Annotated in this window: 12 protein-coding genes and 2 tRNA genes; 12 read left to right on the top strand and 2 right to left on the bottom strand. The window is 49.4% G+C overall.

Annotated elements, in window-relative coordinates; genetic code table 11:
• Positions 1 to 25: 25 nt before the first annotated feature.
• Positions 26 to 697: a transglutaminase-like cysteine peptidase gene (locus QP938_06450; protein ID WIO75539.1), complete on the bottom strand. Its 672-nt coding sequence runs from the start codon at positions 695 to 697 to the stop codon at positions 26 to 28.
• A 199-nt stretch (positions 698 to 896) separates the two neighbouring features.
• Here QP938_06450 and QP938_06455 point away from each other — a divergent pair, with 199 nt between their 5' ends.
• From QP938_06455 to QP938_06500, 10 genes are all read left to right on the top strand, one after another.
• Positions 897 to 2858 (top strand): EAL domain-containing protein, encoded by a 1962-nt coding sequence (locus QP938_06455; GenBank protein WIO75540.1) that lies wholly within the window; start codon positions 897 to 899, stop codon positions 2856 to 2858.
• An 84-nt stretch (positions 2859 to 2942) separates the two neighbouring features.
• Positions 2943 to 4457 carry a glutamate--tRNA ligase gene (gene gltX / locus QP938_06460; protein ID WIO75541.1) on the top strand — a complete coding sequence of 505 codons (1515 nt, stop codon included), beginning with the start codon at positions 2943 to 2945 and terminating at the stop codon, positions 4455 to 4457.
• 40 nt (positions 4458 to 4497) lie between these two features.
• A tRNA-Ala gene (locus tag QP938_06465) sits at positions 4498 to 4573 on the top strand.
• 58 nt (positions 4574 to 4631) lie between these two features.
• Positions 4632 to 4707, top strand: a tRNA-Ala gene (locus QP938_06470).
• Positions 4708 to 4920: 213 nt separating this feature from the next.
• Positions 4921 to 5061, top strand: coding sequence for a hypothetical protein (locus QP938_06475; protein WIO75542.1), 141 nt, complete (start codon positions 4921 to 4923; stop codon positions 5059 to 5061).
• A 28-nt stretch (positions 5062 to 5089) separates the two neighbouring features.
• Complete coding sequence (gene htpG / locus QP938_06480; protein WIO75543.1) at positions 5090 to 6973, top strand: molecular chaperone HtpG; 1884 nt, start codon at positions 5090 to 5092, stop codon at positions 6971 to 6973.
• Positions 6974 to 7096: 123 nt separating this feature from the next.
• Positions 7097 to 8128: an NAD(P)H-dependent glycerol-3-phosphate dehydrogenase gene (locus tag QP938_06485; protein WIO75544.1), complete on the top strand. Its 1032-nt coding sequence runs from the start codon at positions 7097 to 7099 to the stop codon at positions 8126 to 8128.
• A gap of 47 nt (positions 8129 to 8175) precedes the next feature.
• Positions 8176 to 8625 (top strand): DUF4389 domain-containing protein, encoded by a 450-nt coding sequence (locus QP938_06490; protein WIO75545.1) that lies wholly within the window; start codon positions 8176 to 8178, stop codon positions 8623 to 8625.
• Positions 8622 to 9080, top strand: a complete 459-nt coding sequence (sixA, locus tag QP938_06495) for a phosphohistidine phosphatase SixA (protein ID WIO75546.1) — start codon at positions 8622 to 8624, stop codon at positions 9078 to 9080. The genes QP938_06490 and sixA overlap by 4 nt, the downstream gene beginning before the upstream one ends.
• Positions 9081 to 9086: 6 nt before the next feature.
• Entirely contained in the window at positions 9087 to 9938 is an 852-nt protein-coding gene (locus QP938_06500) for an alpha/beta fold hydrolase (GenBank protein ID WIO75547.1), read from the top strand.
• A 147-nt stretch (positions 9939 to 10085) separates the two neighbouring features.
• Here QP938_06500 and folE read toward each other — a convergent pair whose 3' ends face one another.
• The gene (gene folE / locus QP938_06505; protein WIO75548.1) at positions 10086 to 10625 is read right to left on the bottom strand and encodes a GTP cyclohydrolase I FolE; all 540 of its coding nucleotides are present in this window, start codon (positions 10623 to 10625) and stop codon (positions 10086 to 10088) included.
• A 151-nt stretch (positions 10626 to 10776) separates the two neighbouring features.
• Between folE and prmB the strand changes: the two genes are divergently transcribed.
• Positions 10777 to 11700 carry a 50S ribosomal protein L3 N(5)-glutamine methyltransferase gene (prmB, locus tag QP938_06510; protein WIO75549.1) on the top strand — a complete coding sequence of 308 codons (924 nt, stop codon included), beginning with the start codon at positions 10777 to 10779 and terminating at the stop codon, positions 11698 to 11700.
• Positions 11701 to 11748: 48 nt separating this feature from the next.
• Positions 11749 to 12852, top strand: a complete 1104-nt coding sequence (aroC, locus tag QP938_06515; protein ID WIO75550.1) for a chorismate synthase — start codon at positions 11749 to 11751, stop codon at positions 12850 to 12852.
• Position 12853: the final 1 nt, after the last annotated feature.

Genomic DNA, 12853 nt, shown 5'->3' on the forward strand with positions numbered 1-12853 from the left:
AAGGCCCCGAATTTCGGGGCCTTTTTTATTCCTGGCTTGCCATCCTTTCAGTTAAATCCATCCACCGTTTAATCTTGTCTGACTTGCCGGCCCTGAGCTGCTCATTGCGACTGCGGTTTAACCAAAGGCTATCTGCATTAAAGCTGTATACAGGGGTCAGGTCGGTTCTTTCTGATGCGGGTTTTATCTGTTTGTTAATATTGTCGAGAATGAGCGGTACGGAGGAAGGGGTCTCATAGTAGGCCAGTACCATGTGCGCCTGGTTATAGGTGACTGACTTGGTGTATGTGATGCGCATTTTGCTGGTTGGTACGCCAAGCTCTTTAAGGGTGAAGTACTTGGCAATTGAAAAGTCTTCACAGTCACCAGCATCTAACGATAAAAACTCTATCGGAGTTGCCCAGTAGTCTTTGGTTTTCCAGAGATCAATATCATTTACAAAGCGAGCCCCGTTGAAAAAATTATTGACCAGATTCAGTTTTGCCAGCTCTGTGGTGTCCTGATTATTGCGTATCAGGCTTTGCCAGTGTTCAAGTCTCGCCACGGCTATTTCACCGTGCGTCTCTTTAACGCTGGCAAGAAGTTTTTCACTCAAGGTGAATAATTTGGGGTCGTTAGTGCGTGCAATAAGACTGAACACCAGCAGTAGGGCCAGTGAAGCAATTTGCAAGAGTGTATATCGAGGCGTCGCTGCCAAGGTTGCTCCAAGCACATTATTGTTCAATTTGTTACCGGGTAATCATAGCATTACAGAAGGCGTTAACAGGTAGACTTCTAAAGAATTGGGGATTTTGTCAATTTTCAATACAAATTGGCTTGTTTTAAAGAGTTGGCATAGAATTCACTCAAGTCGCGCGGTTTTGCGAGTCTACTAAATAATAAGGAAATCTGAGACAGTGACCCTGTATCGTCAACTGCTTATTGCTGTCGTTGTACTTTTAATAACACTCTATGGGGTGAGCATTGTTGTTGGAATATACAACAATCGAGAGTTGGTTCAGCAGCAGATGGAGGTCCATGCCCAGGATACGGCAACCTCTGTAGCGCTTTCGATGACTCAAGCGGCACAAGAAAAAGATATGGCATCGCTGGGTGCCATGTTTAATGCCGTTTCAGACAGTGGTTATTTTCGCCAGATTACCTATAAGGATTTATCCGGAAAAATTCTTCTCGATCGACATTTTGATGTTGATGTTCAAGGTGTTCCCGAGTGGTTCGTCAGAAATATATCCTTGCCGTCACCTGAAGGACGCGCTGAAGTAGCCTCAGGCTGGATGCGGCTGGGTGAGCTGGTTGTGATAAGTCATCCGGGACAGGCCTACAATAAACTCTGGCAGGTTACCAAGGATCAGTTGCTCTGGTTTGCTTTGGTTACCTTGATTGTTTGTGTGACAGCGATCTTTGCTTTGAAGATTATTCTCAACCCTCTGGTCAGGGTTGAGCAGCAGGCCAATGCAATCTGCAATCAGGACTTTATGGTTCAATCCAGTGTTCCTAGAACGCGTGAATTACGCAGCGTGGTGGAAGCAATGAATCGTATGGCCAAGCGGCTGCAAAGTATCTTTGATCACCAGCTCTCCCTCATCGGTCAGTTACAGGAGCAATCGCTGCGAGATTCCGTCACCGGCCTGTTTAACCGATTGGGATTTGATACCCAGTTACGCAGCTTTGTACGACCGGATACCAGCGCGGTATCTGGAGCTCTGATGATTCTATCAATAGACCATTTTGAGCGGGTTAATGAGCAGGCTGGCCGATTGGAGGGTAACGCTGTTTTAAAAAGGCTTGGAGAAAAGCTTCAACATGTATTGAAGTCATACTCAAGGTCAGTATTGGCAAGACGGCAGGGGCCGGAAATTACAGTATTTGTTCCTTACCTGATCGAATCTGATGCCCGTGAATTGGCTCAGGCACTGTACGATGCTGCGGTCTCGGTTGAATGGAAAGGCCAGGATACAGATCCGCTGGTATTCCGTATGGGCTTTACCTATACGGAGCGGCTGGAAGACGCCAGTGAAATGCTTCGCGAAGCGAATGCGGCCAGGCAGCAGGCGATTGATAACGGTATTGAAGGTTGGGTTGCCAGTGACCAGCTCGAAGGCGGTCTGGTGCCATTGCTGACATCGGATGCCAGTGAATGGCAGCATGTCCTGCAGGACGCCATTGAGAATGAGCATACCAGGATTCTTTTCCAGCCCATCTATTCAGCCAATCGAAAACTGATGGGACACGAAATTTATTCAAGGCTGGTTAGTGGTGATCAGCTCATTTCGGCTGGCATTTTCATGCCACTGGCAGAGCGTTTTGGAATAGCCCATCATTTTGATCGCATTGCGCTGGAAAGGCTTTCTGAGTTTGCTTCCAGGCTTCCTGGAAATCATATTCTTTGTGTCAATTTCAGTACGTCGTCTATTCAGAATGACGAATTTGTCACCTGGCTTTGCCAGTACCTTGGAAAACACAGGGATCTTGCCAGGCGATTGGTGGTTGAGTTGCCAGAGCACGCAATGCATGTAGAAGAGCATTATGTGCGACAACTATGTGAAAAGCTGTCCCGCTACGATGTGCGCCTTGGTATTGACCACTTTGGCCTTGAGTCCTCGGCCTTCAGTTATCTGGCCAGCCTGCCTATTCACCACATCAAAGTGCACCGTAGCTTTGTTCGGCAGATTGATGAAAATCCTGATAATCGCTTCTACATCCAGTCACTGGCTCAAGTGGCTCGCAGCCGTGATATATATCTGGCGGTTGAAGGGGTTGAGAGGGAAGAGGAGTGGCAGGCTATCGCAGAACTTGATATTGATGCTATGCAGGGCTACTACCTCGGTCAGCCTGCATCTGAACCAATTAAGGAATAGCTCAGATCAGTTAGCCCTTATTTGTTGGCAGCAAAATCACTATAATACGGCGCTTTCGAGAATCGACTTAACCGGAAGCCGTTCATGACCGTAAGAACTCGTATTGCGCCATCACCAACTGGTGACCCCCACGTAGGCACAGCTTATATCGCGCTGTTTAACCTCTGTTTTGCCCGTCAGTATGGCGGTCAGTTCATTCTGCGTATCGAAGACACCGACCAGGTGCGCAGCACACCAGAGTCAGAGAAGGCTATTCTCGACTCACTGCGCTGGCTGGGCCTGGACTGGGAAGAGGGACCGGATGTTGGCGGACCTCACGGCCCGTACCGCCAAAGTGAGCGGATGGGTATCTATAAGCAATACGCTATGGAGTTGGTCGAAAAGGGGCATGCGTTCTACTGCTTCGCTACTCCAGAAGAGCTGGATGAAATGCGTCGCGAGCAAATGGAATGTGGCGAAGCGGCCAAATATGACGGTCGCGGCCTGAAGCTGAGCCAGGAAGAGGTTCAAAAGCGCCTCGAGGCTGGTGAGCCCTATGTGATCCGCATGAGAGTGCCGGAAGAGGGCAGCTGCCTGGTTCATGACCTGCTGCGTGGTGAAATTGAAATCCCCTGGCAGCAGGTTGATATGCAGGTACTGCTGAAAAATGATGGCATGCCGACTTATCACCTGGCTAATGTGGTTGACGACCACCTGATGGAAATCACCCATGTGATTCGTGGTGAGGAGTGGATCAACTCTGCCCCCAAACACAAGCTGCTTTACGAGTACTTTGGCTGGGAGATGCCGAAGCTTTGCCACATGCCGTTGTTGCGAAACCCGGATAAGAGCAAGCTCTCCAAGCGAAAAAATCCGACCAGCATTACCTACTACCGGGATATGGGGTACATGCCAGAGGCTCTGCTCAACTACCTGGGTCGTATGGGTTGGTCAATGCCTAATGAGGAAGAGAAATTCAGCCTCAAGGAGATGCAGGAAGCATTCAATATCGAAACTGTTTCCCTGGGTGGACCGGTATTTGATGTAGAGAAGCTGGACTGGCTCAACGGCCGTTGGATTCGTGAAAATCTTGATGAAGACCAGTTTGCCGATCGTGTCGCTAACTGGGCCTTTAACCGAGACAATTTGAAGCGCATGATTCCGCTGATTCAAGGGCGTGTTGAGAAGTTCAGTGACATCGCACCCCTGGCGGCATTTATGCTGTCTGGAATGCCGGCTATCACAGAAGAGAGTTTTGAGAATAAGCGCCTTGATAGTGACACTGTTAAAAAGATTCTGCAGTTTAGCTCCTGGCGCCTGGATGGCATGCGTCACTGGACCCGTGATGACCTTTATCAGGAATTGAACCAGATTGCTCAAGGTCTTGAAATCAAGCTGAAAGACTTCCTGTCTCCGCTGTTTGTTGCTGTGGCTGGTTCACCTTCGGCTCCGCCGCTGTTTGACGCGATGGCGATTCTGGGTGCTGATGTGGTTCGTGCGCGGGTCCGCTATGCACTCAATGTTGTGGGTGGTGTATCGAAAAAGCAGACTAAAAAACTCGAAAAAGAGTATCAGGCTTTGTCAGCTACACGGGAATCTCATCCGGAAGAAAGTGCTTGACACAATCTGGGGTGCTTCATAGAATGCGCCCCTCATTTACGGGGCCTTAGCTCAGCTGGGAGAGCGCAACACTGGCAGTGTTGAGGTCAGCGGTTCGATCCCGCTAGGCTCCACCAAATATAAAGCCTCTGTGGCTTAGCCCAGAGGCTTTGTTATTCCAGATTTACCCGTTTTGGGGCCTTAGCTCAGCTGGGAGAGCGCAACACTGGCAGTGTTGAGGTCAGCGGTTCGATCCCGCTAGGCTCCACCAAACTAAAAAGCCCTGCACGCAAGTGCGGGGCTTTTTGGTTTGGGCGAACGCAGTGAGCCGAACCGCTGAAAGCGGTTACACAAAAGCGCAGTTTTTGAGCGCCGAAGGCGACCCCAAAGGGGCGAGGAGCTTGCGACGAGTAATCCCGCTAGGCTCCACCAAACTAAAAAGCCCTGCACGCAAGTGCGGGGCTTTTTAGTTTGGGCGAACGCAGTGAGCCGAACCGCTGAAAGCGGTTACACAAAAGCGCAGCTTTTGAGCGCCGAAGGCGACCCCAAATGGGTGAGGGAAGCCAATTACACCAATTCAGCCCTTGAAAACCTGGTTTTCGACCCTACCTTAATCATCAGCTAAGTAGTTAGACCATTTGGAGAGATAAGGAATGGCTGAAGCAGCACATAAAGCAGAAAAAATGGGGTTTCAAACAGAGGCAAAGCAGCTTCTGCACCTGATGATCCACTCACTGTACAGCAACAAAGAAATCTTCCTTCGTGAGCTGATTTCCAATGCTTCTGATGCGGCAGACAAACTGCGCTTTGAGGCTCTGAAAAACGCCGACCTACTGGAAGGTGATAGCGACCTGAGTGTTCGTATTACCGCCAACGAATCAGAAAAAACCATTACCATTTCTGACAATGGTATTGGGATGTCACGTGATGAGGTTATAGAGAATCTCGGTACCATCGCCAAATCCGGTACAGCTCAATTCCTATCGTCTCTGTCAGGTGATGCGAAAAAAGATTCACACTTGATTGGCCAATTTGGTGTTGGGTTTTATTCTGCATTTATTGTTGCCGATAAGGTTGTTGTTGAATCTCGCCGGGCAGGACTTGATGCTAATGAAGCAGTGCGTTGGACTTGCGAGGGAGAAGCAGAATTTACCGTTGAATCCATAGAGCGCAAGGAGCGCGGTACCAGCATTACCCTGCATTTAAAGGATGATGAGAAAGAATTTGCCAGCGACTGGCGTCTTCGCTCAATTGTTAAAAAATACTCGGATCATATCGCTGTAGCGGTTGAAATGATCAAGCCAAATTTTGATGAAGAGAAAAAATCTGAAATCGAATTTGAAGTGGTAAATTCAGCCAAAGCAATGTGGACTCGCTCACGCAGCGAGTTGAATGATGACGAGTACAAAGAGTTCTACAAACACCTGTCACACGATTTTAAAGAGCCGCTTACCTGGAGCCACAATCGCGTAGAGGGCAAGCTGGATTACACCAGCTTGTTGTATGTCCCATCCCATGCGCCATTTGACATTTATAACCGAGATGCTCCAAAAGGCCTGAAGTTGTACATCCAGCGTACTTTTATTATGGATGAGGCTGAGCAGTTTTTGCCGATGTACCTGCGTTTTATCAAGGGTGTAATCGATTGCGCTGATTTGCCACTGAACGTATCCCGCGAAATCCTGCAAAGAACACCCGCGGTAGACAGTATTCGTACTGCGCTTACCAAGCGCGTACTGGATATGCTTTCCAAGCTGGCAAAAAAAGATGATGCCGCTTACCAGACCTTCTGGAGTACCTTCGGCAATGTGGTGAAAGAGGGGCCTGCGGAAGACTCGGCCAATCGTGAAAAAATTGCTGAATTGCTGCGTTTTTCCAGTACGCAAGGTGATGCCACTCAGAATGTGTCACTGACTGATTACATCAGCCGCATGAAGGATAAACAGTCAAAAATATATTACCTCACTGCCGACAGCTTTAATGCTGCCCAGAATAGCCCATATCTTGAGGTGTTCCGCAAAAATGGCATTGAAGTATTACTCTTGACCGATCGTATCGATGAATGGTTGATGAGCTACCTGACCGAATTTGACGGTAAGCCCTTCCAGGATATCGCCCGTGGGGAATTGGATCTTTCGGAGCTTGGAATCGAAGAGTCCAAGACTTCTGAGAAAGAACAGCCGGCTGACGATCTCTCCGAGAGAGTAAAAAATCTTTTGGAAGACAAAGTTGAAGCTGTGCGTACTTCCAGGCGCCTGATTGATTCAGCTGCCTGTCTGGTGGTTGGTGATAATGATGTCGGCATGCAAATGCGTCGCATTCTGGAGCAGGCCGGCCAGTCATTACCTGATGCAAAGCCGATTCTCGAGATAAATGCCGATCATCCACTGTTAAAAAGACTGGTCGCTGAGCAAAATGACGATCAGGCGAAAGAGCTGGCGTTGCTGATGTTTGAGCAAGCCCAACTGTCTGCTGGAGAGCAGCTGGATGACCCATCTGCTTTTGTGCAGAGGCTGAACCGTCTGCTATTCGCCTAAATGCCTAAAGAGCCACCTTATGGTGGCTCTTTTTTTGTCAATCTTTTTTCTTGGCAGGGTGTCGTAGAAGTGCCAATGTGATGCCCCTATAATTGCTGTATTGAAACAATTTCGAGAACACTAATGTCTGATCAAAAACCATCCACAACCCATAAAATTACCGTTCTAGGTGGCGGCAGTTTTGGCACAGCGATCGCCAATATGATCGCCATCAATGGTTATCCTGTGACCCTGTGGATGCGTGATGAAGAAAATGCCGAGCATTGTCGCACTGCCCACGAAAACACCCCCTATCTGCCCGGTTATAAATTGACTGAAAGCCTGGCTATTACATCTGATATCTCTGAGGCCTTGCGAGGTAGTGACATCGTATTCTTCTCGGTACCAAGTAAAGCTTTCCGTACCGTAGCCAAAGAAGCATCGAAATATATTGAACCTGGCACTATTGCAATTAGTACGGCCAAGGGCATTGAGCCGTCCAGCTTTAAACTGATGAGCCAGGTACTTGGAGAAGAGCTGACAGACGCACGAATCGGTGTCATCAGCGGACCAAATCTGGCCAAAGAAATCGCCGATCACCAGATCACAGCTACTGTTGTCGCAAGTGAAGACGACAAAGTATGCAAAATCGTTCAGGACCTGCTGGGCTCTCAATATTTTCGTGTCTACGCCAACAGCGACCCCTTTGGCGTTGAGCTTGCTGGTGCATTGAAGAATATTTATGCACTGGGAGCCGGTATTGCTGCCGCATTGGGGGTAGGCCAGAACACCATGAGTGTACTGGTCACTCGCAGTTTGGCTGAAATGAGCCGGTTTGCGATGCGTTTGGGGGCCGACCCAATGACCTTTCTCGGTTTGAGTGGAGTAGGGGATCTCTATGTAACCTGTACTTCCCCGCTGAGCCGAAATTATCGAGTGGGTTATGCGTTGGGTAAAGGCAAGACCCTGGAGCAGGCTACCGAAGAGGTGGGCCAGGTTGCTGAAGGCGTGAATACCACGAGGCTGGTAAAACAGAAAGCTGATGAGATGGGCATTTATATGCCGCTTGCAACTGCGCTGTTCGAAACTATGTTTAATAACAAGTCGATCAGGGATTTGATGCGTGGCATGATGTTAGCTGAACAGGCGGCAGATGTTGAGTTTAGTGCCCAATAGAATTTGTCAATAATAAAACCAAAAGCATGTTACACAGGAAAATAGGCATGACTGATAAACCGGTAAAAACCAATCTATTGAACGTTAACGTTTGGATTCGGCTCATTTACATGGTGATTTTTGGCCTGTTGATGATGTTGGCTCGCGCTGTTATCTGGGTGGTGGTTGCTCTCCAGTTTATCCTTGTGTTGGTTACCGGCAAGGATAACGACAACCTCAGGAATCTCGGGCAGGGCCTGGGAAAATGGGTTTATCAGGGTGTTCTCTTTTTGAGCTTCAACAGTGAAGAGAAACCATACCCGTTTAGTGACTGGCCTGATATTGAAGCGACAGAAAGCTATGAAGCACCTGTTGAGGAGGCTTCTGAAGAAGCTTCGAATCCTGTAGTGGCCACTGAGCAGCCTTCCGATAATCCTGACGCAGGTGGTGATGAGGATGTCCCCTCATTTACAGAAGCGGCAGAAGAGGAGAAGGGTAAAGATACCCCCAGCCAATGAAGCTCTTTCTGCTGAGACACGGCGATGCGTCCTTCGCGGCGCACAGTGACTGCGAACGCCCCCTGACAGATTATGGCAGGGGGCAGATTCATCAGGTCGTTACGCGGGTAACCAGCAAGCTTTCCTCCACACCAGTCCTTCTCACCAGTCCAAAGTTAAGAGCTCGTCAGACAGCAGAAATTGCCCAGTCTATTTTGTTGGCCAATGAGGCCAGTATTACTGAGCATTTAAAACCGTGCAGTGAACTTGTAGATCTCGGCAAGCTTATTGATCGCCACAACGATAACGACCTGCTTTTGGTTACTCATCAGCCATTGGTAGGGGATCTGCTCGACTACCTTATTGATATGCCGGGTACAGGCCGCTTGATGGGTACCGGTTGCTTTGCAGCATTGGACCTGATCACCTTCGGTCGCGGTTGCGGCACACTTGAATGGCTTGAAGCCCCCTCCTGATCCGTTATGTCCGTTCAACAGAAAAGTTTTCAAATTGGCTCTCTAAGTCTGGTCGCTCAATCGTGGCGACTTGAATCATGTAGTAAAGCGACGCCAGTGCTGGCTCTGCATGGCTGGCTCGACAATAGTGCCAGCTTTGAGTTGCTCGCCGATCAACTCAAAGCGCCGTTGATGGCACTGGATTTAGCCGGCCACGGACAAAGCTCTCACCGATCCAGCGATTCCAGCTACAACTTATGGCTGGATGTTGACGAAGTCCTTCAGGTTGCCAATCAGCTAGGCTGGAAGCAGTTCTCCCTTTTGGGTCACTCTCGTGGAGCAATGATTTCAGTGTTGCTTGCTGCAGTCGCGCCGGAAAGGGTTGCCAAAGTAGCACTGATAGATGGTCTTGTTCCGTTCCCTGTGCCCGAGGATCAGGTGGTCGATCAGTTGCGACGAGCCATACAGGAAAAGCATCGTTTTGCTCAGCGCAAGCGACGCCGCTACCCAACGTTTAAAGAGATTGCCGAAACCCGCTTGAAGGGCGATTTTCCGTTATCTGAAAACTCAGCAATGCTTATGGCTAAGCGTGGCACCCAGGAAGATGAAAATGGTTTTTACTGGAGTGCCGATCCGAGGCTGCAAGCGGCATCGGAAGTGAAATTTACCGAAGGACAGCTGCGCAGCTTCTTAACATCAATCCAGGCACCAGTGCAGCTTTATTTGGCCCGGCGAGGGATGGGGCGCCTGATCGAGCGGTTTGCTGCCATGTGGCAGTTGGTTGAGCGAGGGGAAAGGATTGATCTGGAGGGTGGTCACCATCTGCATATGGATGGTGCCACCGGAGAAATTGCTGAATCGTTAAATCGTTTTTTCTAGCAGGCGGTTGAAATTCGTTTTCGAGGCAGCTACTGCAAGGCAAAAATGAACGAAAAGAGGGAGCTTATTGCAATAAATGGCCGACCTGAGTTCATTTTTAACACCGCAGGAGCAACGCAGATTGAATTTCATCAGCTTGCTAGCGTATTACTTAACCAGCGCAAGGAATTCACTGCGGGTGCTCTGGTTGTTGCGGAATACGCCCATCATGGCTGAGGTTTTCATCAGCGAGTTTTGTTTCTCAACACCGCGCATCATCATGCACATGTGCTTGGCTTCAATGATTACCGCCACACCCAAGGCACCAGTGACATCCTCAATGGTCTTGGCAATTTGTGTGGCCAGATTCTCCTGAATCTGCAGGCGACGGGAGAACATGTCGACAATGCGTGCAACTTTTGACAGTCCCAATACTTTACCGTCCGGAATATAGGCAACGTGACATTTGCCAATGAAAGGCAAGAGGTGGTGTTCGCACAATGAGTAGAGTTCAATGTCTTTTACGATCACCATTTCACTGCTGTCACTGGGGAAGAGGGCGCCATTTACAACTTCTTCAAGATTCTGGTGATAGCCTTTAGTCAGGAATTCGAAAGCCTTGGCTGCACGAGCCGGAGTGTCGACCAGGCCGGGGCGCTCCAGATCTTCACCAATACTCTTGATAATGTGTGCAAATGAGTCTTTCATCTCTCTATACCCTACTAAAATCATCGGCTATTCAAAAAGGGTGGCTACCGTACGCCAATTACATGAAAACGTAAAGCATTTTACGCAATCAAGCTTTAGAATACGCCGATTTACTTTCCACATTTTACCCGCAACTTCAGGGGCGCTCCGCATGTCAGAGTCCAGTCAGGACATCACTCAACAATTAATTACCGTCAGGGACTACATTCGCTGGGGTGCCAGCCGGTTTACCGAAGAGGCCCTGTTTTTCGGGCACGGTACAGACAATGCATGGGATGAAGCGGTAGCGCTGGTTCTGCACGGACTATTTCTGTCGCCGGAGTGTGGTGCGCAAGTATTGGATGCGCGTCTTACCCTGGCGGAGCGGCAGAGGGTGCTGGTCCTACTGGAGAGGCGCATCACCGAGCGCGTGCCAGCCCCATACATTACCGGTGTTGGCTGGTTCTGCGGTCTGGAATTTGAGGTTGATGAGCGGGTGTTGATTCCCAGGTCACCTATCGCAGAGCTGATAGAGGCGCGCTTTGCTCCCTGGCTGACACATGAGCCGGAGCGAATCCTGGACCTGTGTACCGGCAGTGGGTGCATCGGTATCGCCTGCGCCTATGCGTTTGAGGATGCCAAAGTGGACCTCAGCGACATATCCATGGATGCTTTGCAGGTTGCAGACCAGAACATTATTCGGCACCACCTTGAGGGCCAGGTCAGAACCGTAGCCTCCGACCTTTTTGAGTCACTGCAGGACGAAATTTACGACCTGATCGTTACTAACCCTCCTTATGTGGATGCGGGTGATTTCCACAGCATGCCGGCAGAGTTTCATCATGAGCCTGAAATTGCACTCAGCTCCGGTTATGATGGTCTCGATTTTACGCGTCGATTGCTGCTTGAAGCGCCTGACCACCTGAGTGAAAACGGGATACTGGTATTGGAAGTTGGCAACTCCTGGGTAACACTGGCGGAAAAACTGCCGGAAGTGGATATTACCTGGTTGGAGTTTGAACGCGGTGGACATGGTGTTTGTGTGTTCACAAGGACTCAATTGATAGCCCATAAAGCGGACTTTGAGAACCTGTAAAATACTTAAAACTGATTATTTGTCTTTACTAAAAATTTCGGAATTACTATGTCAGGAAACAGCTTTGGGAAGCTTTTCACAATCACCACTTTCGGCGAAAGCCATGGCCCTGCATTAGGCTGCATTGTCGACGGTTGTCCTCCGGGACTCGAGTTGTCTGAAGAGGATCTTCAGGGTGATCTGGATCGTCGAAAACCGGGCCAGTCACGTTACACGACTCAGCGCAGGGAAGGGGATCAGGTAAAGATCCTGTCGGGTGTTTTTGAAGGTAAAACGACCGGTACTCCTATTGGCCTGCTAATAGAGAATACTGACCAACGCTCTAAAGATTACAGCAATATCAAAGATCAGTTCCGTCCGGCTCACGCCGACTATACCTATCACCAGAAATACGGGGTGAGGGATTACCGCGGGGGCGGCCGTTCATCAGCTCGCGAAACCGCAATGCGAGTGGCTGCCGGCGGTATTGCCAAGAAATATCTGCGCGAATATTACGGTATTGAAATTCGCGGTTACCTCTCGCAGCTGGGTCCGATCAAAATCGACAAGATCGATCTGGATGCTGTTGAGACCAATCCGTTTTTCTGTCCGGATCCGGATAAAGTCCCGGAAATGGAAACTTACATGCAGCAACTGATCAAAGAGGGCAATTCCATTGGAGCCCGCATCAGTGTCCGGGCCAGCAATGTCCTGCCTGGTTTGGGTGAGCCAATTTTTGATCGCCTTGATGCGGATATCGCCCACGCCATGATGAGTATCAACGCAGTGAAAGGGGTTGAGATTGGTGCCGGCTTTGCAAGTGTTGAGCAAAAGGGCACTGAACATCGTGATGAAATTACCCCGCAAGGTTTCCTTTCCAATCATGCCGGTGGAATTTTGGGGGGCATCTCATCAGGTCAGGATATTGAGGTGCATATTGCCCTGAAACCTACTTCTAGCTTGCGGATCCCGGGAAAGAGCGTAGACCGTTTTGGCAATCCTATTGAAGTGGTGACCACAGGCCGTCACGACCCTTGTGTTGGCATTCGGGCCACACCTATTGCCGAGGCAATGCTTGCCCTGGTGCTTATGGATCACGTATTGCGTGATCGCGCCCAGAATTTTGATGTGGACTCAGATCTTGAGCCTATTCCGGGGCAGGCTCCAGAGTAAA

The organism is Porticoccaceae bacterium LTM1 (genome assembly GCA_030252795.1).
GTDB lineage: Bacteria > Pseudomonadota > Gammaproteobacteria > Pseudomonadales > Porticoccaceae > SCSIO-12696.

Coding starts and splice junctions, on each gene's coding strand:
- QP938_06485 (WIO75544.1), top strand. CDS start 7,097: ATGTCTGATCAAAAACCATCCACAACCCATAAAATTACCGTTCTAGGT.
- QP938_06490 (WIO75545.1), top strand. CDS start 8,176: ATGACTGATAAACCGGTAAAAACCAATCTATTGAACGTTAACGTTTGG.
- sixA (WIO75546.1), top strand. CDS start 8,622: ATGAAGCTCTTTCTGCTGAGACACGGCGATGCGTCCTTCGCGGCGCAC.
- htpG (WIO75543.1), top strand. CDS start 5,090: ATGGCTGAAGCAGCACATAAAGCAGAAAAAATGGGGTTTCAAACAGAG.
- gltX (WIO75541.1), top strand. CDS start 2,943: ATGACCGTAAGAACTCGTATTGCGCCATCACCAACTGGTGACCCCCAC.
- QP938_06500 (WIO75547.1), top strand. CDS start 9,087: ATGTCCGTTCAACAGAAAAGTTTTCAAATTGGCTCTCTAAGTCTGGTC.
- folE (WIO75548.1), bottom strand. CDS start 10,625: ATGAAAGACTCATTTGCACACATTATCAAGAGTATTGGTGAAGATCTG.
- prmB (WIO75549.1), top strand. CDS start 10,777: ATGTCAGAGTCCAGTCAGGACATCACTCAACAATTAATTACCGTCAGG.
- aroC (WIO75550.1), top strand. CDS start 11,749: ATGTCAGGAAACAGCTTTGGGAAGCTTTTCACAATCACCACTTTCGGC.